This window comes from Vibrio sp. 10N.261.55.A10, assembly GCF_041470825.1.
GTDB classification, from domain to species: Bacteria; Pseudomonadota; Gammaproteobacteria; order Enterobacterales; family Vibrionaceae; genus Vibrio; species Vibrio crassostreae_C.
Window position 1 is genome coordinate 141,612 of sequence record NZ_JBFRNC010000011.1, and the last position, 22,207, is coordinate 163,818.

19 protein-coding genes and 1 pseudogene are annotated in these 22,207 nt (G+C 44.8%); 10 read left to right on the forward strand and 10 right to left on the reverse strand.

Annotated elements, in window-relative coordinates; all coding sequences use genetic code 11:
- The 3 genes from AB4274_RS03700 (at position 1) to AB4274_RS03710 (ending at position 4,832) form a co-directional block, all read left to right on the forward strand.
- Positions 1-1,086, forward strand: coding sequence for an efflux RND transporter periplasmic adaptor subunit (locus AB4274_RS03700; protein WP_017060312.1), 1,086 nt, complete (start codon positions 1-3; stop codon positions 1,084-1,086).
- Complete coding sequence (locus tag AB4274_RS03705; RefSeq protein WP_108208853.1) at positions 1,079-4,189, forward strand: efflux RND transporter permease subunit; 3,111 nt, start codon at positions 1,079-1,081, stop codon at positions 4,187-4,189. The genes AB4274_RS03700 and AB4274_RS03705 overlap by 8 nt, the downstream gene beginning before the upstream one ends.
- A 76-nt stretch (positions 4,190-4,265) precedes the next feature.
- Positions 4,266-4,832: a DNA-3-methyladenine glycosylase I gene (locus AB4274_RS03710; RefSeq protein ID WP_102320255.1), complete on the forward strand. Its 567-nt coding sequence runs from the start codon at positions 4,266-4,268 to the stop codon at positions 4,830-4,832.
- Positions 4,833-5,076: 244 nt separating this feature from the next.
- Here the strand turns inward: AB4274_RS03710 and AB4274_RS03715 are convergent, their stop codons facing one another.
- Both AB4274_RS03715 and cls read right to left on the reverse strand, forming a co-directional pair.
- Complete coding sequence (locus AB4274_RS03715; protein WP_017065338.1) at positions 5,077-6,261, reverse strand: cystathionine beta-lyase; 1,185 nt, start codon at positions 6,259-6,261, stop codon at positions 5,077-5,079.
- A gap of 182 nt (positions 6,262-6,443) precedes the next feature.
- Entirely contained in the window at positions 6,444-7,898 is a 1,455-nt protein-coding gene (gene cls, locus AB4274_RS03720; protein WP_017065339.1) for a cardiolipin synthase, read from the reverse strand.
- 366 nt (positions 7,899-8,264) lie between these two features.
- Between cls and AB4274_RS03725 the strand changes: the two genes are divergently transcribed.
- From AB4274_RS03725 to AB4274_RS03740, 4 genes and pseudogenes are all read left to right on the forward strand, one after another.
- Entirely contained in the window at positions 8,265-9,698 is a 1,434-nt protein-coding gene (locus AB4274_RS03725; protein ID WP_050543975.1) for a sodium-dependent transporter, read from the forward strand.
- Positions 9,699-9,864: 166 nt separating this feature from the next.
- Positions 9,865-11,481 (forward strand): annotated as a pseudogene (locus AB4274_RS03730) (methyl-accepting chemotaxis protein).
- Between the two features lie 177 nt (positions 11,482-11,658).
- Complete coding sequence (locus tag AB4274_RS03735; protein WP_017060318.1) at positions 11,659-12,357, forward strand: TIGR01621 family pseudouridine synthase; 699 nt, start codon at positions 11,659-11,661, stop codon at positions 12,355-12,357.
- Between the two features lie 8 nt (positions 12,358-12,365).
- Positions 12,366-13,319, forward strand: coding sequence for a class I SAM-dependent methyltransferase (locus tag AB4274_RS03740; RefSeq protein ID WP_372111028.1), 954 nt, complete (start codon positions 12,366-12,368; stop codon positions 13,317-13,319).
- A gap of 93 nt (positions 13,320-13,412) precedes the next feature.
- Here AB4274_RS03740 and AB4274_RS03745 read toward each other — a convergent pair whose 3' ends face one another.
- The 5 genes from AB4274_RS03745 to AB4274_RS03765 form a co-directional block, all read right to left on the reverse strand.
- Complete coding sequence (locus AB4274_RS03745; RefSeq protein ID WP_372111031.1) at positions 13,413-14,030, reverse strand: CDP-alcohol phosphatidyltransferase family protein; 618 nt, start codon at positions 14,028-14,030, stop codon at positions 13,413-13,415.
- Positions 14,020-14,670 carry an ATP-binding cassette domain-containing protein gene (locus AB4274_RS03750; RefSeq protein ID WP_017065359.1) on the reverse strand — a complete coding sequence of 217 codons (651 nt, stop codon included), beginning with the start codon at positions 14,668-14,670 and terminating at the stop codon, positions 14,020-14,022. Before AB4274_RS03750 ends, AB4274_RS03745 begins: the two co-directional genes overlap by 11 nt.
- A complete protein-coding gene (locus tag AB4274_RS03755) occupies positions 14,636-16,336 on the reverse strand; it encodes an ABC transporter permease (protein WP_372111032.1) in 1,701 nt (566 codons plus the stop codon). The genes AB4274_RS03750 and AB4274_RS03755 overlap by 35 nt, the downstream gene beginning before the upstream one ends.
- 5 nt (positions 16,337-16,341) lie before the next feature.
- Entirely contained in the window at positions 16,342-17,508 is a 1,167-nt protein-coding gene (locus tag AB4274_RS03760; protein WP_372111035.1) for an ABC transporter substrate-binding protein, read from the reverse strand.
- Positions 17,509-17,936: 428 nt separating this feature from the next.
- Positions 17,937-18,383 carry an META domain-containing protein gene (locus AB4274_RS03765; protein ID WP_004734625.1) on the reverse strand — a complete coding sequence of 149 codons (447 nt, stop codon included), beginning with the start codon at positions 18,381-18,383 and terminating at the stop codon, positions 17,937-17,939.
- A gap of 188 nt (positions 18,384-18,571) precedes the next feature.
- On the opposite strand from AB4274_RS03765, the gene AB4274_RS03770 reads away from it, so the two are divergent.
- Complete coding sequence (locus AB4274_RS03770; protein WP_372111037.1) at positions 18,572-18,835, forward strand: DUF1289 domain-containing protein; 264 nt, start codon at positions 18,572-18,574, stop codon at positions 18,833-18,835.
- Between the two features lie 109 nt (positions 18,836-18,944).
- A complete protein-coding gene (locus AB4274_RS03775; RefSeq protein ID WP_017060325.1) occupies positions 18,945-19,112 on the forward strand; it encodes a hypothetical protein in 168 nt (55 codons plus the stop codon).
- 57 nt (positions 19,113-19,169) lie between these two features.
- On the opposite strand, the gene AB4274_RS03780 is transcribed toward AB4274_RS03775, so the two are convergent.
- The 3 genes from AB4274_RS03780 to AB4274_RS03790 all read right to left on the reverse strand — a co-directional run bounded on the left by AB4274_RS03780 (position 19,170) and on the right by AB4274_RS03790 (position 21,313).
- Positions 19,170-19,472 carry a thiamine-binding protein gene (locus AB4274_RS03780; RefSeq protein WP_017065764.1) on the reverse strand — a complete coding sequence of 101 codons (303 nt, stop codon included), beginning with the start codon at positions 19,470-19,472 and terminating at the stop codon, positions 19,170-19,172.
- Positions 19,473-19,599: 127 nt separating this feature from the next.
- Positions 19,600-19,821 carry a hypothetical protein gene (locus AB4274_RS03785; RefSeq protein ID WP_017057116.1) on the reverse strand — a complete coding sequence of 74 codons (222 nt, stop codon included), beginning with the start codon at positions 19,819-19,821 and terminating at the stop codon, positions 19,600-19,602.
- A gap of 253 nt (positions 19,822-20,074) precedes the next feature.
- Positions 20,075-21,313: a DEAD/DEAH box helicase gene (locus tag AB4274_RS03790; RefSeq protein ID WP_136982399.1), complete on the reverse strand. Its 1,239-nt coding sequence runs from the start codon at positions 21,311-21,313 to the stop codon at positions 20,075-20,077.
- 209 nt (positions 21,314-21,522) lie between these two features.
- Between AB4274_RS03790 and AB4274_RS03795 the strand changes: the two genes are divergently transcribed.
- A complete protein-coding gene (locus AB4274_RS03795; RefSeq protein WP_017060328.1) occupies positions 21,523-22,149 on the forward strand; it encodes a LysE family translocator in 627 nt (208 codons plus the stop codon).
- The last annotated feature ends 58 nt before the right edge of the window (positions 22,150-22,207 follow it).

The window sequence follows — 22,207 nt, forward strand, 5'->3', positions numbered from 1 at the left end:
ATGAAAACACTTAAAGTGGCTGCTGGCCTGTCGTGTTTAGCCTTACTGACGGCTTGTGAAGATAAGCAAGCTGTAGAAGTGAATAACACGCCCTTGGTTAAAGCTATCGAGATTTCAGTCATCGATTTTAGCGACAAACTCTATTTCCCTGCGGTAGCAAACGCTGCTGAGAAGGCTCACCTCAGTTTCCGAGTTGCGGGTGAAATCTTCAAGCTAGATGTGAAGGAAGGTGAACGAGTTGCCAAAGGGGACATCATTGCCGAGCTTGACCCAACCGATTATCAATTGGATGTGGACAATGCTCAAGCTCGTTACACGGTAATCAATAGTCAATACCGACGTTCGAGTCCGCTAGTGAAGAAAGGCTTATTGGCTAAGTCGCAATTCGATGAAATTGCCGCTCAACGCCAGATTGCTTATGCCGAGTTGGAACTGGCGAAACTGCGCTTATCGTTCACTATGCTTCGTGCGCCTGTTGATGGGATTATTTCTCGAGTCAGTGTCGACCAATATGAAAATATTCAGGTAGGCCAACAGATTGTGAACATTCACAGTGTTGAGGATGTCGAAGTTGTGATTCAGCTCCCTGACCAAATTTATGTGAATCAACCCAATGAAACGCTCCTCTCGAACGTGGAAGCTGTGGTGAGAGTGCCAAGCGGTAATGAATACACCGCAGGTATTAAAGAGTTCACCACTGAACCCGATCCAAGTACGGGTACCTTCACGGTTACATTAGCTTTGCCGATGCCAGAAGACGATTTGATTCTTGATGGTATGGCCGTTGATGTGACTTCAAACGGGCGGGATATCGGTTTGGAGCTAAAAGCTGGTGTACTTATTCCGATCGAAGCGGTATTCAATGCAGACGGTGATGAACTGGATCGTAAAAACTCTTATGTGTGGGTTCTTAACGACGACAAGACAGTCTCGAAACAACAAGTGGTATTAGGCAAAGCAAACCAGGAAACATTGCAGGTAGTGAAAGGATTGGAAATGGGGCAGCATGTCGTTGTTGCAGGCGTATCGCGATTGCGAGATGGGATGACAGTGGAAGTATTGTCTCAGGAGACGAACAATGAGTGAAGTAAATAACAAGCCCCAAAATGACGATCAACAGGGTGATGATCAGATCACAGGTGTTGCTTCTTACTTTATACGTAACAAAGTCATTAGCTGGATGCTATCTCTGATCTTTCTTATTGGTGGTGTTTCAGCATTCTTCGGTTTGGGGCGTTTAGAAGATCCTGCCTTTACCATCAAAGATGCAATGGTCGTGACTTCATACCCGGGGGCAACGCCTCAGCAGGTGGAAGAAGAAGTTACCTACCCACTAGAGAAAGCGATTCAACAGCTTACCTATGTCGACGAAGTGAACTCTATTTCAAGCCGTGGCCTGTCTCAGGTAACGGTAACGATGAAGAATAACTATGGTCCGGACGATCTTCCGCAAATTTGGGATGAACTTCGCCGAAAAGTGAATGATCTTAAGGTTGAACTGCCACCTGGGGTCAATGATCCTCAAGTCATTGATGACTTCGGTGACGTTTACGGGATCTTGCTTGCGGTGACGGGTGATGGTTATAGCTACAAAGAGCTGCTGGATTACATTGATTATCTAAGGCGAGAGCTGGAGTTGGTTGATGGGGTCAGTAAGGTCTCTGTTTCTGGTCAACAACAAGAGCAAGTATTCATTGAGATATCGATGAAGCGGATAAGCTCTCTGGGTCTGTCTCCAAGCACGGTATTTAACCTTTTATCGACTCAAAATATTGTATCAAGTGCAGGAGCAGTAAGGATTGGTGATGAATATATTCGAATCCATCCAACGGGTGAGTTCCAGAACGTTGAACAGCTTGGAGATTTGATTCTTACGGAAGGTGGCGCTCAAGGGCTTATCTATCTAAAAGATGTGGCGAATGTAACTCGTGGTTACGTTGAGGTACCGAGTAACATCATTGGTTATAACGGCGAACTCGCGCTTAACCTGGGTGTCTCTTTTGCGCAAGGCGTGAACGTGGTCGCAGTGGGTGAAGACTTTGATCGAAGACTCGCCGAGCTTAAATATCAACAACCCGTCGGTATCGACATCTCCGAGGTTTATAACCAACCTAAAGAGGTGAACAAGTCGGTAAGCGGATTTGTGGTGAGTTTAGGGCAGGCGGTTGCGATCGTAATCGTGGTGTTACTGTTCTTCATGGGAGTACGATCGGGTCTGTTGATTGGTTTGATACTGCTATTGACCGTATTCGGCACCTTTATTTTCATGCAGTACTTCAAAATCGACCTTCAACGTATTTCACTGGGCGCGTTGGTTATTGCCTTGGGGATGCTGGTGGATAATGCCATTGTGGTGGTGGAGGGGATATTGATCGGCACGCAGAAGGGGCGAACCCGGATGCAGGCCGCCACTGATATCGTGACCCAAACCAAATGGCCACTGCTCGGTGCAACGGTGATTGCGGTGACTGCGTTTGCTCCAATTGGTTTGTCTGAAGATTCAACGGGCGAATACTGTGGCACCTTGTTCACGGTACTATTGATTTCATTGATGCTGAGTTGGTTTACTGCTATCTCGATCACGCCGTTTTTTGCCGATATCTTCTTCAGAGGACAGAAGGTTGATCCCGATAACGAAGGCAAAGACCCATACAACGGGATGGTTTTTGTTATCTATAAAAACTTCCTTGAGTTCTGTATGAAACGCGCGTGGCTAACCATGATCGTTCTGGTGATTGGTTTAGGTGCGAGTGTGTACGGTTTTGGCTTTGTGAAACAAGCATTCTTCCCATCTTCAACTACTCCGATGTTCCAAGTGGATGTTTGGATGCCAGAAGGTACGGATATTCGAGCAACTAATACCAAGTTGAGAGTGCTTGAGAGTTGGTTGTCGGAACAAAGTGAAGTTGAACATATCACGACCACGGCCGGTAAAGGTCTGCAGCGTTTCATGTTGACCTACTCACCCGAGAAGAGTTATAGCGCGTATGGCGAAATCACGGTTCGTGTGACAGATTATCAGGTACTTGAAGGGCTGATGCGTCGCTTCCGTGAACACGTTGACAGTCAGTTCCCTGAAATTGATTACAAACTTAAGCAAATTGAATTAGGCCCTAGTGGCGGTGCGAAAATTGAGGCTCGAATCGTCGGTTCAGACCCAACCGTGCTACGTTCAATCGCAGCTCAAGTTATGGACATCATGCGTGCTGATGACGGAGCATTTAACGTTCGTCATGATTGGCGTGAAAGAACTAAGGTATTAGAGCCTCAGTTCAATGAAAGCCAAGCGCGTCGTTATGGTATTACCAAGTCTGACGTTGATGATTTCCTAGCGATGTCTTTCTCTGGTAAGTCGATTGGTGTGTATCGTGATGGTACTACGTTGATGCCTATTGTGGCTCGTTTACCTGAAGATGAGCGAGTTGATATTCGCAACATCGAAGGTATGAAGATTTGGAGCCCGGCATTAAGCGAATATATTCCGTTGCAGCAAGTGACGCTTGGCTACGAATTGGAATGGGAAGATCCACTTATCATCCGTAAGAACCGTAAGCGTATGCTGACGGTAATGGCCGACAACGACCTATTGGGTGAAGAAACGGCTTCGACGTTACAGAAACGCTTACAGCCACAAATTGAAGCGATTGAGATGCCACCGGGTTATTCGTTGGAGTGGGGTGGTGAATATGAGTCATCTGCTGATGCACAAGCGTCTCTGTTTACCACTATGCCGATGGGTTACCTGTTCATGTTCTTGATTACCGTGTTCTTGTTCAACTCGGTCAAAGAACCGCTAATTGTTTGGCTAACGGTTCCATTAGCGCTAATCGGGGTAACGACAGGCTTATTAGCCTTGAATACACCATTTGGCTTCATGGCATTGCTAGGCTTCTTGAGTTTATCCGGGATGCTACTTAAGAACGGTATCGTACTGCTTGACCAAATTGAGATTGAGATGAAGTCCGGTAAAGATCCATATGTAGCGGTTGTTGATGCGGCACTGAGTCGTGTTCGTCCGGTATGTATGGCTGCGATCACCACCATTCTTGGTATGATCCCTCTACTACCGGACATCTTCTTTAAACCAATGGCAGTAACCATCATGTTTGGTTTAGGCTTTGCGACTGTACTCACGCTAATCGTAGTACCTGTGCTGTATCGTTTATTCCATAAAATTGAAGTGGCTTAACGTCAACTAACCTTTGAAATAATGCCCCTAATTGGGGCATTATTTTTATGTACGATTACTAAAAGAGACTATCGAAATGGAAGCGAATACAGTGGATAGAACGTGTGCATGGGCGCTTAAACATGAGCTTGAAAGGGAGTACCACGATGCAGAGTGGGGCGTGCCTGTTTATGATGACCAAGTTCTGTTTGAGTTCATTACTTTAGAAGGTGCTCAAGCCGGTCTGAGTTGGATTACGATCCTTAAAAAGCGTGAAGGCTATCGTGCCGCGTTCGATGATTACGATCTAAACAAGCTAGCTGAGCTGAATGAAGACAACGTGCCGCACATCATTGAAAACTTCGATGTGGTTAAACACAGGGGTAAGATTGCTTCGGTATACAACAATGCACGAGCAACGCTTGAATTACAGAAAGAGTTCGGCTCTCTTTCTAATGCCTTATGGCAATTTGTTGATAATGAAGTGATCGTGAATCAATGGACTGAGATGTCTCAAGTTCCCGCTTCTACCGAGCAATCTAAAGCGATGAGTAAGTTTTTGAAGAAGAGAGGCTTTAAGTTTGTAGGAGAAACAATCTGTTACGCATTTATGCAAGCAACAGGTATGGTCAATGATCATTTAGTCGGTTGCCCACACAAATAAAGTGTTATTTATTTCAGCGGAACAATCACTTAGAAATTGAAAAATTCATAGCCATTTTTTCATCGCTCTGAGATCTTTAAGTGGATGTGCTTTAAGGTTCAATATTGGCTTTGAAAGCTTCTGGACTATGAGCGGTTTGTATTATGAGCTGAAGTATCTGAATATGAGTATTTTGAGTTATGCTTTAAACAGAAAAAGGCAGGAATATCCTGCCTTTTTTGCATATTAGACCTATCGTCTCAGATTAAATCAGAGCGCTATAACGTTCTAATCCCGCCTCTAGATCAGCAATCAGGTCATCAACATCTTCTAACCCAATATGAACACGTATCAAGGTACCTTCGAAATTAGGATTGGCAACAGTTCTCAAGCTGTCAAAACTGCTTGGTTCGTTAGCTAGAATCAAACTTTCAAATCCACCCCAAGAGTAACCCATACTAAAATGTGTCATTCCATCAAGTAACGCTGTCGTCGCTTTGATATTAGAGTTGTTTAGTACAAAAGAGAACAAGCCATTACCGCCAGTAAAATCTCGTTTGAAGAATTCATGGCCTGGGCAAGACTCAAGAGCAGGGTGACGAACGTGGTTAACTTCAGGACGAGTCTCTAACCATTTTGCGACCTTCAAGCTGCTTTCTGCGTGTTGGCGTAGACGCACATCAAGAGTACGAATGCCGCGAAGCCCTAAATAAGCATCATCAGGTGAGACACATTGCCCCATCAAGTAACTTTGCTCTCTTAGTTGATCCCAGCATTTCTCATTGGCGACTGCCGTACCTAGCATCACATCAGAGTGACCCACGATGTATTTGGTCGCTGCTTGAATCGAGATATCAACACCAAAATCAAACGGTGAGAAGTTCACGCCAGCCGCCCAAGTATTGTCTAGCATAACGATGATGTCATGTTCATGAGCGATACGCGCTAGTGTTGGAATATCCTGCACTTCCATGGTGACAGAGCCTGGAGACTCAGTAAACAGCACCTTAGTGTTTGGCTTGATAAGGTCTTGGATACCTTCACCAATCGTTGGCTCGTAGTAAGTTGTCTCTACCCCCATCTTTTTCATGATGGTGTCACAGAAATCACGAGTAGGTTCGTAGCAGGTGTCAACCATTAAAATATGATCACCTGTTTCTACAAAAGAGAGAATGGCATTCGAAATTGCTGCTGTACCACACGGGTACAGTGCACAACCCGCGCCGCCTTCTACTTCAACCATCGCATCTTGGAAGGCAAAATGAGTGTTGGTTCCACGACGTCCGTAAAAAAGGGTCTTGTTAGCGCGGTTAATCGTAGCTTTACGCTTCTCTTCTACTGAGTTAAATACGACAGTTGAAGCGCGTTGTACTGGTGGGTTAACAACACCATTGGTCCACTTCTTATCACGACCGGCAGTGATAAGTTTAGTGGTTTTGTTCTCGGACATGCTGTGAATTCCTTATCAATCGGTTATGTCCTATTTAAAACATGCCAAGAGTGTTCAAAGCAAGAGCGGAGCGGGGATTTTTGCGCTTTTCTTACGATTTTTAACCTTTCACTCAGTTAACAGTGAAAGGTTAAAAATGATCGATGGGGAAACAACGAGCCATAATCGACTCATTGCTGGAATTATAGGAGTGGGTTGAACAAGTAGAACAGCCTCTCAAAGAAGCGATTACTAAGGTTTCTTTGCTCCCACTGTTCTAACTCTACAGAGTGGGATGAAGCGATATAAGATTTCTGCAGCTCAGACAGTTTTTGCGTGAAATGCACATCATCCACAGCCAGAGTCACTTCAAAGTTGAGCCACAAACTGCGCATGTCGATATTGACGGTTCCGATCAAGCAAAACTCTTCATCGATCACTACCGATTTGGTATGAAGAAGGCCACCGTAAAATTCATAGATCTTCACGCCAGCTTCAAGCAACTCGGTATAAAACGCACGAGAAGCCCATTTAACCATTAGTGAATCGTTATTGTGTGGAATGATCAGTTCTACAGTTACGCCGCGTTGAGCTGTCATCTTAAGTGTTTCGAGTAAGTCAGCACTTGGCACAAAATAAGGTGTAGTAATACGTACAGAATGATTCGCTTGATTGATGGCGATGGTCAGTACTTGTAAGATCAAATATTCCGGCATGCCAGGGCCAGACGGCACGACTTGAACCGGATGATGTGTCATGATTTCTTCAACTGGGCATTCAGGTATATCAGGGAGAATGCGTTCACCAGTCTCAACTTCCCAATCCCAGCCATGAATAGCGGATAACACATTAACGGTTGGCCCAGTCACTCTGACCATTACATCAATCCACTGACCAACGCCGGAACTTTGTTTGAAGTGAGCCGGGTCAACCATGTTCATTGAACCCGTATAGGCGATAGTCTCGTCAATCACAATGATTTTGCGGTGTTGTCTTAAATCTAGGCGACGTAAAAAAATACGCCATGGGCTCACTTCTAGTGCTTGTACGACTTGAACGCCTGCGTCCTTCATCATTGACTGCCAGTGGCTTTTGAAAAAGCGAGGGCTACCGGCTGAATCGAGCAAAACTTTAACATCTACGCCACGTTTTGCAGCGCGAATCAGCGCAGAGGCAACCGAATCGGTCAGGCCACCTGGATGCCAAATATAGAAAACCATCTTGATACTGGTTTGTGCATTTTCTATATCTTCGATAATTGCGTGTAGGATCTCGTTTGGTGAAGATTGCAGCGATAGAGTGTTTCCACTGAGTGCAGGGATGCCCATTCGATTGTTACAAAGTTCGTCAATCTTATGGATAGGGGAGCCGACTTTCCCTGGTTGGTGAAGTTGGCAATCATTCAATTGACGGAACCAGTCGCCGAAAGGGGTAAACATACGATGAGCGCGTTCAGCCCTTTTTCTGCCTAGGTTTAGCTCACCAAAAAGGAAGTAACAAGCTACACCAACAATCGGGATAATGTAGATAACCATTAGCCAAGCAAGAGAAACGCTGACAGAGCGTCGTTTTAGTACAACACGAAACGTCACACCGGCAACCAGTACCCAGTACAAAACAACAGAGGCCAAAGTTAAAAAATGATAAAGCTTATCCACATTGAATACTCGAAAAAAGAGACACTTAGATAGTAATGCTATTTAACGGATATGGGAATTTAAGGATTCAACTATTTACAAAATAGAGCAAAAGATGTAAATAGGTTAAAGTTGTTAAGTTTTGGTCAACTTAAGAAGAAAACGATTGTTTTGTATGAAAAGTCGGCATTTAACCATAAAAATTTACATCTTTAACGAAATTTGTACGGTATGCTCTTCCAATTTTATTCTTAAACTGGTTTACTTGCTAGACAACGAGCGTCAATCAAATCTTTTAGGTGTGTAAATTTATTTATACACCTTCCTTTTAAAGACGCCACCCAAAGCAAAACACAACATCACATAACACAAAAGTTTGGAGTACACGTGGCTACTAGTAATACAACCACAACACCCCGCGATACCTGGGGTTCGAAGTTAGGATTCGTAATGGCTGCAGCAGGTTCTGCTGTTGGCTTAGGTAACATTTGGAAATTCCCATACACAGCAGGCGAAAGTGGCGGTGGTGCATTCGTTGCCATTTACCTGTTTTTTGTAATTTTTATTGGTTTCAGTGTCATGCTGACTGAATTTGCGATTGGCCGTCATACGCAAAAATCAGCAGTAGGTGCATTTAAAACAACTGACCGTCGTTGGACGTTCGCTGGCGTTATCGGCGTATTCAGTGGTCTACTTATCATGGGTTTCTACCCAGTAGTAGGCGGTTGGTCAATCGCATACATCGGTAAAATTGCAGGTGGTCTTCTAGACGCACCAGAAGCAATTGGTGATAGCTTTGGTGGCTTTATCTCAAACCCAGTTCAACCACTAATGTGGATGGGCTTATACCTACTACTTAACGTTGTTATCGTTATGAAAGGTATCTCTGGTGGTATTGAGAAAGCAGGTAAGATTCTGATGCCGCTTCTTTTCATTATCCTTATTGTAGTATCAATCAAAGGAATTATGCTTCCGGGCGCGATGGCTGGTCTTGAGTTCCTATTCAGTCCTGACTTCTCTAAAGTAGACAGCAATGTAATCCTAGCCGCTCTAGGTCAAGCATTCTTCTCTCTAAGTCTTGGTATGGGTTGTATGATGACATACGGTTCTTACCTTAAGAAGAAAGAGAACCTAGTTCAGACAACAGCAATGGTAACCGCAATGGATACTGGTGTTGCTATTCTAGCTGGTGTTGCAATGTTCCCTGCAATGTTCGCGTTCGGTATGGAACCTGCAGCGGGCCCTGGTTTAGTATTCGTTGTTGTTCCTCAGCTATTCGCTGAAATGGGCGGCGTAATCGGTCTTCTATTTGCTCTTATGTTCTTCGTTGGTTTGAGTGTTGCGGCACTAACATCTTCAGTATCTCTACTTGAAGTTGTGGTTTCTTACCTAATCGATGAGAAAGGCATGAAGCGTGTAACAGCGGTACTGTCTGCAAGTGTTGTAATGGCGATTCTATGTATCTTCGCTTCTCTATCACTTGGCGGCTTCGGTCCAACACTGTTTGATACTGGCGCGTTCGACATTTTCGACCTACTAACGGATAAGATTTTCCTAGCGGTTGGCGGTATGTTGGTATGTATCTTCGCTGGTTGGAGACTAAACCGTGCAGACCTAGAGAAAGAAATCACTAACGACGGTGAAGTCTCTTTCCCACTATTTGGTCTATGGTACACACTAGTTAAGTACATCATCCCTGTAGCTATCGCAATCGTTGCGTTCATGGGTATCTCTTCTGGCTTCGATAGCGGTAAAGGTGCAATCATGCTACTAGGTATTGGTATCATTGCTGGTTTTGCGCTGATTTCTAAGAAGTTCTAATCGCAAGATAAAGTAATTTGATAAACGGGAGCTCATTAGCTCCCGTTTTTTTATGTCTGGAACTTAATTATCTAAGAAAAATAACCATTAAAGGTATCCGTCTGATAGCCGATATAAATGGAACGAATAGCTGTTAGAGCTATATTTTGATTTAGGTAGGTGTTGTTTGAAATTGTCAGTGAGAAAGAAACTGTATGCCGGTTTTGGCTCTATATTGGCGGTGCTTGTCACGTTAGTCGGTATTGTATGGATGGAAGTTATTGGCGCTCATAAGAGCGCCGATGAGATTAGATTAGATGATGTACCGGGTACCGTTACCTACCTTGTTTTGATCGATGAAGCTGGAGATGTCTATCGAGATGCTCTGGGTGCAATCACTCTGGTCGATAATGCACTCAATGATTATCGAACCAACAAGAACGAATTTGCTCAAGCTATCGAGCAGGCTAAGTGTTTGGAGAGTAGAGGTTCGGAAGACCACCGCCGTATTCAGCGAATTGAAGACCTGATGGGGCGTTTCACTCAAGAGTTTGAATCAAAGCTTGTGCCGAAGATCAATGATGAAGCTGCGCTACTAGCCAATATTCAACAGCTACGATCTTTGTATGAGAGCAATCTTATCCCTATTGAGAACTTACTGGATTAAGCGTCAGCAAGTGAGCGCGCAGATACAGAACAGTCACTACTGACACTAACCGACACGTTTACTACCATCGAGCGCACCATCATGGTGTTGTCTGCTATTGCGATTGTCTTTGGTTGTGTGATTGCGTATCTATTGTCTAGCTCTATTACCAATCGTCTTACTCGTGTAGAACAAGTAGCACGACGTGTAGCAAATGGTGACCTAACGGCAGGCGACATTATTGATGATTCTGGTGATGAATTGGCTGAACTGGCTAAGTCGTTTAACCAGATGCAGAAATCACTAGTAGACCTATTAGGTTCAATCTCGTCTGTGACTCACCAAGTCCAATCGGTGACAGGGGAGCTCTCTTCTATTAGCCAAGACATCGTTACTGGTGCATCAGCTCAAGCAGACAAAGCTAACTTGATTGCAACGGCTGCTGAAGAGCTAAGCTTGACCATTTCTGAAGTGGCGCAGCAAGGTACTTCAACTTATGAAGAAGCACGTCGCTCAGAAACCTCTGCAGAAGATGGCCGCAACGTGATTGTTGAGATGGTAGCGAGTATTCAACAAGTGTCGACTCAAATGAGCGATATGTCGTTGCAAATGAATACTCTAGGTTCTCACGGTGAGCAGATTGGTAGCGTTATCAAGGTAATCGAAGACATTGCTGAGCAAACTAACCTGTTAGCTCTTAACGCTGCAATTGAAGCGGCACGTGCAGGCGAGTTTGGTCGTGGTTTTGCTGTGGTAGCCGATGAAGTGCGAGCGCTAGCAGAAAGAACAACCAAAGCGACACGAGAAGTCTCGGGCATCATTCAATCGATTCAATCGGGCACTCAAGAAGCGGTGACTTACACTCAAGATAACTGTCGTTTAGTTGAGATTGGTGTTGAGCAAAGCTCAGGTGCTGTTTCGGCTCTAGAAGCGATTGTGAGCGGTGCGGGCAATGTACAAAGCATGGTTAACTCTATTGCGACTGCGGCAGAAGAACAGACGGCTGTGACCAAAGAAATTGCAGCGGACATTACCGCGATTAGCGATATCTCTGAGCAATCTCTGCAGCTAGCAACTCGTAGCTCCGAAAATACATCAGGCTTGAACGCTAAGGTTGCTGAGCTAGAAGCATTAGTTGGTAAGTTTAAACTGGGGTAAAGCGGTAGCTTGGTTCTATTTACCTATTGGTAATCGAGTAAAGACCACGCACTGATCGCTAGTTGCTGAAAAGAAGCCCAACGATTCAATATTTATTGAGTGAGTTGGGCTTTTTCGTAGCTGGAATCTGGGTTCAGACGCGGTATACTCCACGTTCTACAATGGAGCTAGCCTTTAATGTTCGATATTCTTCTGAACCACTCTGATTTTTTACTTATCAATAAGCACCCTGGAGTCAGCGTCCACAAAGACGATGGCGATACCATGTTGCTTCAAGAAGTTGCTAAGGCAATTAATGAGCCTAAGCTGTATCTCGTTCATCGACTAGATAAAATGACTTCGGGCATTCTGCTGCTGGCAAAAAATGCGTCGGCGGCGAGCGAGCTTTCACAGCTATTTGCAAAGCGTGAAGTAGAGAAATACTACCTTGCGATCGGTTCTAAGAAGCCAAAGAAAAAGCAAGGTTTGATCTCAGGAGACATGGAGCGTTCACGACGCTCAAGTTGGAAACTTCTGACATCCAAAGAGAACCCTGCGATTACTCAGTTTTTATCAGCAACGGCTGAACCCGGTGAGCGTCTGCTGTTATGCAAACCCTATACAGGGCGAACTCACCAGATCCGTGTCGCGATGAAGTCGATCGGCTCAGCCATTGTTGGTGACCCTATTTATAATCCATCGAGTGAGGCTGACAGAGGTTATCTACATGCCTTCGCGATTCGATTTGCCTATCAATCACAAGCCTACGAATATGTCTGCGACCCAAGGAGCTTAAACTCTTTGGGTGAGAAGTGGCATCAAGAAACCGTGTCGAACGGTTTGGACAGTTGGCTTGAACCTTGGTCATTAACTTGGCCAAAGCTAAACACTAAGTGAGTGAAATAATGGAAGCATCAGCTTTACCTCTGTTTTTTAGTCATATTGAACAGCAACTTAATGAAGTACCAAACGAACTACGCCGTATTTTCCACGGTCGCGGTAAGTTTTGGCCTGGTCTGGAACAACTGACATGTGATTGGGTTGATGGACAGCTACTGGTTAACGTGTTCAAAGAAGTAGACGACGAATTCTTGTCATCTCTTAAAGCTGGATTGGTTCAACTCACCAACAAAGATATCTGGCAATCAAAGCAGGGCACAAGCATTGTTCTGCAACACCGTTATGCCGATGGTGCGCCTTCAGAGGTTCTATGGGGTGAGTTGAATGACTCTCCGGTTGTGGTTGAGCATGGCCTTAAGTACCAATTAGACATTGGCCGTAATCAGAACTTCGGTTTGTTCCTAGACATGCGTAATGGTCGTCAGTGGGTACAAGATAATGCCAAGGATAAGAACGTTCTTAACCTGTTTGCATACACTTGTGGTTTCTCTGTCGCGGCTATCGCTGGTGGCGCTCGTCAATGCATGAACGTGGACATGTCACGTGGCTCGCTAAACAAAGGTCGCGATAACCACCGTCTGAATGAACACGATATGCGCTCGGTTAACTTCCTTGGCTACGATATCTTTAAGTCGTGGGGGAAAATCAAGAAGGGCGGTTCTTACGAGCTCGTTATCATCGATCCACCTTCGTTCCAAAAAGGCAGCTTTGCTCTAACCAAAGATTACAAAAAAATCTTACGTCGTTTGCCTGAACTTCTAACTGAAGGCGGTGAAGTGATTGCGTGTGTGAACTCACCAGCAGTATCACCAAACTTCCTGATTGAGACGATGGCAGAAGAAGCACCAAGCGTTGAGTTCATTGAGCGTCTGGACAACCCGCCTGAGTTTGTCGATGTCGACCTTGATTCAAGCCTAAAGGTATTGAGGTTTAAAATCACGGCTTCAGCTGAAGCTTGATGTCATGATTTAGCGGGCATTATCCATACTAATATAGAAAACGCCGCTCACAATGAGCGGCGTTTTTATAGGTGCAAGAAACTAACTCATTTATTAACTAGCTTGGTTTTTTAGTGTCTGAAAACCAAAATAAATACGCATGAACGTGGTTAGCCAACAAGCTGCACCAAAGGTGTAAGCGATAACCGCAAAGTGTTGAGGCCAAATACAAAACGCGATGAAACAAGCGATGGTTTCAGTGCCTTCGGTTAGCCCTGACATGTAGTACAGAGACTTATGCTTATAGACTGGGTTTTCAATGCCTCGCTTGCCTGCCATAACCGCAAACGCTAAAAAGCTGCTGCCTGTGCCGATAAAAGAGAAGATCAAAAATGCACCGACAATGGCGTTGTGTTCTGGGTTGGCAATGACAAATCCAAAAGGGATCAGCGAGTAGAATAGGAAATCTAGGCTGATGTCGAGGAAACCGCCCGCATCACTAATGCCTTGGATTCGAGCCAAGGCTCCATCAAGCCCATCACATACTCTATTAAACACAATGAAGCCTAACGCCCACTCATATTGTTGAAATGCCAACGCTGGAAACGCTAAACACCCAATCAGAAATCCGAATAACGTGGTTTGATTGGCCGTGATACCCAATTGGTTTAGTAACTTAGCAGACTGATTTAATGGCCACTTAATGACCTTAATGGAGTACTTATCCAGCATGGTTACTTCTCCATGGCCAAGACAGTACTTCTGCCCCTTGAGGTACATCGGCTTCGTCGTGCGTGACCATTAATGTAGGGATATTCGCTTTGGTCAGCTGTTCGAAGACCCAATCGCGAAATTGTGCTCTGAGCTCTTGGTCTAACTTACTGAACGGTTCGTCAAGCAGGGCGAGTTTAGGCTTGGCTAACAACATACGAGTCAAGCTTATTCTTGCGCGTTGACCGCCGGATATTTGATCCGGGAAAGATTCAGCTAAGTGAGTTAGCTCTATGTCTTTTAGTGCAGCCATTGCTTGTTTTTGGCGAGCGGAACCTTTAACAGAGTTCGGTAACGAAAAGGCCAAGTTTTCCCATACTTTGAGGTGCGGAAACAACAAGTCATCTTGAAACAAAATACCGACTTCACGCTGATGTGATGGAAGCTCGTCGAGCTGAATATTGTTCAACACAACGGTGCCAGAGTACGAAAACTCTTCACTTAAGTGACCAGCAATCGCATCCAGTAAGGTCGACTTTCCGCAGCCACTCGGCCCCATCAAAGCCAGTATTTGGCCAGATTCTAATGTGACGTTTAGCGCTGAGAACAGCGAATCTCCATCGGTTTTACGGATGGCGAGGTCGTTGAGGTACAGACTCATTACTTAGGAAACCTTTAAAAGTAAGACGGCGATATCTCAGTTGAAGTCGGCTGACTAATATCGCTAAAGAGAAAAAGAACAGAGGCAATAGGGCCTGCCAAATGGCATAGATTGCTGTCACCCTGCGGTCGAAACCACTGGTAAGTGCAACGGCTTCTGTGGTGATCGTGCTAATACGGCCCGCGCCGAGCATTAATGTTGGAAGGTATTGGGCCAAACTCACGCTGATCCCGACCGCCCAAGCAAAGGCAATCGCAGGAAGCAAGATTGGTAGTTTGATCGAATACCAACTCTGAAATGGCGATTTACCTAGGCTCAGCGAGGCTTTAATCAACCCATCATTGAAGCTTTTCCACGGGCCATCCAAAGACAGATACACGAACGGGAAAGCAAAGAAAACATGCGCCCAAATCACCCAGAACTCATAGGCACTACTGCCGATGTAGAGGGTCGTGACTTGCATACCAAACAACACTGAAAGCTGTGGTATTAGCATTGGAATAGCGATAATGAAGCCCGGAACTTGCCACTTGTATTTGATTCTGTATTCGTGAGCCACCAGCGCAAGCAACAAAGCGACTGAAGCGGCAATCAGACCAATCCATAAGCTTTGACCCACAGTACTCATGATGGCATCCCACTCGAACTCCCAGAAGCGCATGCTGTAGCGGCTCGGCAGTAAATTAGGGAAGCGCCAACGCTGAGCAACGCTCCAAATTACCATTAAAGGAATGATCAGCAGTGAAAGGCTAGCAAGGACAGTGAATACCGTTTTCCCCGGAAGGTTTGCCCCTGTTCTTCCGGAATACTGCCAAGTTCGAAAGTACTTAAGAACCGCCCATTCAACTAAACGCGCCAAGGCGATGATCAACGAAGCTAAACCAAACAAAACGATGGCACCAGCAGCAGCTCGCGGAAGTAGGTTAAGATCCGGATCGTTGAACCATTGCCATACCAAAACGGCAAAGGTCGGCGGGTTGGTTGGGCCTATGATCAAAGCAATATCGACAACCGAGACACTGTAAGCGAGTACCGCCAGCATTGGGAAACGAAGCTTGGTAAACCATTGTGGGAAAATACATTTCCACCAGATCTGAGCGCGGCTGTAACCGAGCGATGCACTGACCTTGGTGATACGCTCTACATCAATTTGCTGAAGTATCGAAATGCTCATCAGCAATAAGAAGGGGACTTCTTTGAGTGCGAGCATAATAATTAAGCCGAACGCGTATGGGTCTTTCACCAATAACGCCAATTCAGAGCTGGTAGCCGATTCGCCGAGCAAGTGATGTACCGCTCTTGCGCCAAGCCCCGTTGGACTAAACAGAAAAGCAAAGCCGATAGCGAAAGCTACATGTGGAATGGCAAGCATTGGCGATAGCGTAAACTCAATCTTTCTCCAAAACTTGTTTCCCCAAGAGGCTTGAAGAATACAAAAGGTCAGGAAGCAGGCTATATAGCTGCTTGCAATTGCTGAACCTAGGCTTAAGCCAATAGAGTGCCAAGCCCCTTCCCATTGAAAGACTTGGCTAAAACCGTTGAGTGTCGGCTCCTCTAAACCAAGGGGCGGGATGAAACTCAGTGACGAAGCCACGACTCCCGCTACCCCAGGAATGGTCGGGATAATGCATACAGCTATAACAACAAAATATAGAGCGCGTAGCATGAAGACTAGTTACCGTATCGCTTAAGCCACTCTTTCTCGAGCGCGTTTTGCCAGCTAGGGTGTGGTTCATCAACCGATTTAAATTGCTGGGTGTTTTTAGCGCTGCCAGTCAGGTATTTGCTGCTCAGAACCGAAGGATCGCCCCAAACATTGAGGTCACCCTTGCGAGATTGTGCTTCTGGGCTCAACAAGAAGTTGATGGTCACTTGAGCACCCGCGGTTGCATTGGCATTCCAAGGAATCGCAAGGAAGTGAATGTTAGACAGAGCGCCGCTTTCTAACGCATAAGCCTTGGTAGTTTCCGCTAGGCGGCCACTTGATTGTGCTGAATATACAGAGTTTGGATTAAACGTAATCGCGAGGTCGATCTGTCCGTCATCCAGAAGCTGGATGCTTTCCGATGTGCCTGCTGGGAATTGTTTGCCACCGCGCCACGCCACTTTATGGAATTTATCTAAGTAAGCCCACAGTGGTGCCGTCACTTCTTGGAAGTTGTCTTCTGAAACCGGCTGAGCCAGTGCAGGGTTATTGTTTGTTAGTTCAATCAATAGAGACTTAATGAAGCTCGTGCCATGAAATTCTGGTGGGCGAGGGTAGCTTAAGCGATTTGGGAAAGCTTGAGCGTAGCTCAACATCTCTGAAAACGATTGTGGCGGGTTGTGTAGTGTCTCTTGATCGTGAATGAACACAAGTTGTCCCACGCCCCACGGTGCTTCCAAGCCTTCTGTCGGCTCTGAGAAATCAACATCAATCGGCAGAGACTTATCGACATACTGCCAATTTGGAAGTGACTCTGTAAATGGCCCAAACAATAGCGCGTTGTCTTTCATCGAGCGGAAGTTCTCGCCATTAATCCAGACGATATCGACGCTGCCTTCACTGTTCTTTCCTGCTGCTTTTTCAGCAAGCAGTCGAGTGGTGGTTTCCGCAATATCGGTCACTTTCACATGCTTTAACGTGACACCGTAGTCACTTTGTAATTTCTTGCCTGCCCACTGTAGGTAACGATTGATCTCTTGGCTTCCGCCCCAAGCGTGAAAGTAGACAGTTTCTCCCTCTGCCTGCTGTTCTATTTGGTTCCAGCTGTCGGTGGATGTTGCTTCATCAGCATAAATGGTTGCGCTGTATGCAACGGTTGCCATGATTCCTAACGTACTTACTATCTTGTTCATAAACTTTTCCATTTGGTAGTGAACGGGCAAGAGCATTGTATTTTCGAACTCCCTAGTGCGTATTGACCCTTCGTGGTTAACGAAAGATCAACATGCCCTAATAGTTATTCTATCTGTTTCTGAAATAAATTCTAATTCAACAGTAAATTCAATCAATTACTTGAGAATAAGCAGGGAGTTCGCGGTCGAGTTTTGTTCGATACGTAATCATCTCGAAAACTCGACAGACTCTAGGCTTTTGCCATCCTAGCAACAGACCGCTGAACCGTTGAATTTATTGCATCTAAATGAGAGATTTTTGAGGTTTATTGGAGGCTGGTACGAAAAGTCGGCGATGAGCGTCAATTTTGAAGAAGTAGTGAGGGCAAGCTGACAATAAAAAAGGAGCCATCAGGCTCCTTTAATCAGTATTTGGTTTCGATGACGGATTAGTTTACCCAGTCACGAATTGTGTACGTTAGCGTGTGTACATCGTTTTTCAGTACTAGCGTATCGTTTGTTAGCGTTACGTCGCTCCACTCGCTTAGAGTAGCAGAAACCGATTGTTCGATTTCCATCGCAGAGCCGTGACACATTTTCATTGTCATGCCCATTTGCTTGATACGGAATTGACCGTCTTTCAGCTCGCCTTGACCGAAGAAGTTGTTACAACCAGCCATGCCGTTTGCAGTCATCTTTTCGCCGATCTCTAGACGAGGAGCTGCTTGGTCTTCGCTTTTCACAATGTCCTTGCCATCAATTTGCGCAAGTTCCCAATTATGGTGCTGTAGATCGGTTGGTGTTACTTGCATCGCGTTGTCACCTGTTGTTGTGCATGCTGCTAGCATCATAGGTAAAGCGGCTACTGCTAGTAATTTTTTTGAACTAAACTTCATATTATAAGGCTCCAAAGGAAAGAACGAAGTTACCGGATAAGTGTAACTTGATGGGTTCAAAGTATAGTTTACAAAACACTATATGTGTCAGTATAAGGTCATAGTTTAGTATGGATTTCACGAGCCAGGCGACAAATTAATCGCTTATTTTTGAGAGAGTAAGCGTAATTTTGAATGTGTAAGGAGGCATGGTGGAGCAGTTAGAGTTTTTCCAAGTTCCAAGCCCTTGCGTTGGGGGTTGTTCAAGCGATGACAAAGGCTATTGCAACGGTTGTATGCGCAAGAGAGAAGAGCGCTTTAATTGGATGTCGATGACACCGTCAGAACAATTGCACGTGATAAAGCTGTGTCGTCAGCGCTATAGAAGAAAAATAATGAATCAAAAAAACTTGATTGGTAAGCAGGTCGATGAAGAGGGAAATACCAGTCCCCAAAGAGATCTTTTTGGCTAAAGAGGAAGTATTTAGATTTTATTTAACTCCGAAGTAACTATTACTTTACATAATGGTTGGGGTGTAATATTAAAGTAGGTACCTTTGTACCTGAAGGAGTGGTGTCGGTATGAATAAAAAGAACGTAAAAATCAAAAAAGAGCCAGTCAAAGCACTTGACCGAAAACCGATCGGGGCAAAAGATGACCCTGAAGAGACTCCGCGTGATTGGCATTCGATGTCAGAAGAAGAACGAATGGAAATCCTTTCTCACCTCTCAGACATGCCTTTCCAATAACACCACTGGTTCTTCAGAGCCTTTCTTAAAGCTCAGTTTTCAGAAACAAAAATGTGATTAAACAAACATGTGATTCGCTTTCGTTACACCACGATGGTACGTGCAAAATGTATCATCGGCCTCGGTGGTTTTACTGTGAATCTTAATGTTTGTGATCACTTCTACCGCCCCTGCATCGTAGCAAGCTTGTTCTGCTTTTTTAACGATATCGAGTAATTGGTTGAGTTCACCTTTCATCGTAGTTTCCATCGCACCGACTTGGAAAGGCACATCGGCAGCTTTCACAACTTCAATGGCTTTATCAACCACTTCGAAGTTGTTGCCTTCTTTAACGCGAGGTATCACTTGGAAGGCAACCATCACTTCTTTTTCTCTTTTTAACTCAGACACTTTCTGCTTACTCTAGGATAGGGAATTGTTGCAGATGATAGGTTAATTCGGAGACGAATTCTACAGCGATTATGCTGGTTGGATTACTCTCTTTGTCCTACTTGTTACCCCAGTGGTCACTTACCCAACCACCTATGTGCTCATCAAAATGACTGCCACTGAACCTCTGGTTGCGTTCAACCGAAGTATCACAATCATCTTTATTATCTATTAGGGTTTGTATGTAGTTTGCCATCGGGTCATTGGAACGTTGACGATCTCGGCGAGTTGCCACTTCCTTAATCAGTTGTAATCGATATGTAGAGCTAGCACGTTTCATTTCAATGACCTCCTGTTGTAGACACTAATAGAAAAATCTAGTTGCTAGATATAGGGGCGTCAACGTGATTTAAGAGTATTTTTTTTGAGCAACCAAGAATCAATACGTTGGCATCATAATTCACAAAAGTGTCATTTAAGTTGGCAACTTTAGGGAAGTTTTTGGGTGTGAATTTGTATTTTGTTGCATATAAAAAAGCCCAGTACAAACTGAGCTGACCATTCTATTTCTGGTTACTTAGAGTTATTTCTGGTTACTTAGAGCTATTTGGTTTGCTTTTAAATTGCTTAATGCTTTTCTTTTTAGCTGTTCTTCGATTGGCCATTTTATCTTTAGGTGGACGCTTGCGAGCGGTCGTTTCAGATGCAGGTTTGTCGGTAACCGGGAAACCCTCTAATGGTTGCAGCACTAACGGCTTATTGGTCAAGGTGCGAATCGCATTGAGGTAGTCAGTTTCGCTGTGGCTAACCAGAGAGACCGCGCAGCCAGTACTTCCTGCTCTTGCTGTACGACCAACGCGGTGTACGTAAGTTGCTGAGTGAGAAGGTAATTCGAAGTTAATTACGACAGGTAATTGATCAATATGAATGCCTCTAGCCATCACGTCTGTCGCGATAAGCACACGAGTCTCGCCATTTTTGAAACTTTCTAATGCTTGCTCTCGTTCTTCTTGGCTCTTATTTCCATGTAACGCACTCACACTGATTTTGGCTTTATTCAATCGTTTGGTTAATGCATCGGCATTGTCTTTTGCGCCAATAAATACCAATACTTGCGGCCATGTGTGTTGATTGAGTAGTGCGATGAGCGCTTGAGCTTTACTGCCTTTGTTCACTAAATACAGGGTTTCTTCAATAGTCGCGACCACGCTGTTTTCTTGATGTGTCGTGACTTTAACTGGATTTAAAAGAAGCTCTTCAGCTTGCCCTACTAATTCGGGCGGAAGTGTCGCAGAGAACAACAGTGACTGACGTTTACTTGGTAGTGCTGCAGTAATCGCTTGAATATCTGGCCAAAATCCCATGTCGATCAGGCGGTCGGCTTCATCAAGAACCAATGATGAACACCGAGCTATATCCAGTTCATCACTTTTGATTAAAGCAAGTAGGCGGCCCGGTGTGGCGATGGCTAATTGTGGTTTAGTCGATAATTGTTGCTGTTGATCATCAGTATTTACGCCGCCCGTTAGCGTTACCAATTTGATATTGAGCGTTGTCGCGATCGGTTCTAAAGATTTGGTCACTTGAGATGCAAGCTCACGGGTTGGAACAATGATCAGTGCTTGCAGTTCATTCACATCTTGGTTGATGTTATTCAATAAAGGTAAGCCGAACGCCAATGTTTTACCGCTGCCCGTTTGAGCCAATGCGAGTACGTCTTTCCCCGCAATAATGGTAGGAATTACCGCTTGCTGTATCTCTGTCGGCTTATTGAATTGAGATGAGAGCGCGGAGACGGTTTTTGCGTTAAGGGTTAGGCTATCAAATGACATAAATGAACCAAGTATCAAAAAGGAGGTGGAGTCTATCAGGGCTACAAATGTTAGAGAATCAGTTTTGTATGTTAGACGATAAACACATTCATTATACGCGCGAATTATGTCTGTTAGCTATACGCGATAATTAAGCGTTTATCATATTGTAATGGCACTGAATGGACGTACAATGTCCGCCCTAAAAATGTTCATGAAATGAGATCGAAATGAGTTGGGACAGTATCTGGCTGTTTATCGTTATCGTGTTTTTTATTGCCATTATCCCGGGCCCAAATGCGCTGTTGGTATTAAGCACAGCCTTAACTCAAAGGAAGCTGTTCGCATTTGTGAACGTGTTGGGCGTGTCATGTGGTTTCTTTTTTCATGCCTTTATCTCGGCTAACGGCATAAGCTTATTACTGTCGAACACTCCCATGGCCTTTGAAGGGCTAAAGTGGGCTGGGGTTTTGTATCTTGTCTGGCTTGGGTATAACCATTTTCGTGCGGCGCTGCGCGCTCAAGAGGGCGTGCTCTCTGTGGTCAGTGCATCGGGAAGTAAGCTTTATAAGCAATTTTTCAAAGGGCTTCTCACTAATCTACTGAATCCTAAAATTGTCCTGTTTTATCTTTCTATATTCCCTCAATTTGTTTCAACAGATGCGATTGTGACAGACAGTTTGATACTTGGTGCAATTCAAGCGTCAGTGGTGTCGATGTGGTTCTTAGTTGTGATCTTAATGGCGGATACCTTTAAGCGCTTGTTAGTTCAAAAGCGCACCTCGCAAATGATGAACATTGTGTGTGGGATTCTATTCGTGGGCTTCAGCATTCAGTTGGCATTGTTTCAGCTTTAGGGTGCGATGCGAAGAATTGGGTTTTTAGCTATTGGTTCAGTTCATTTCCGGCTTAGTT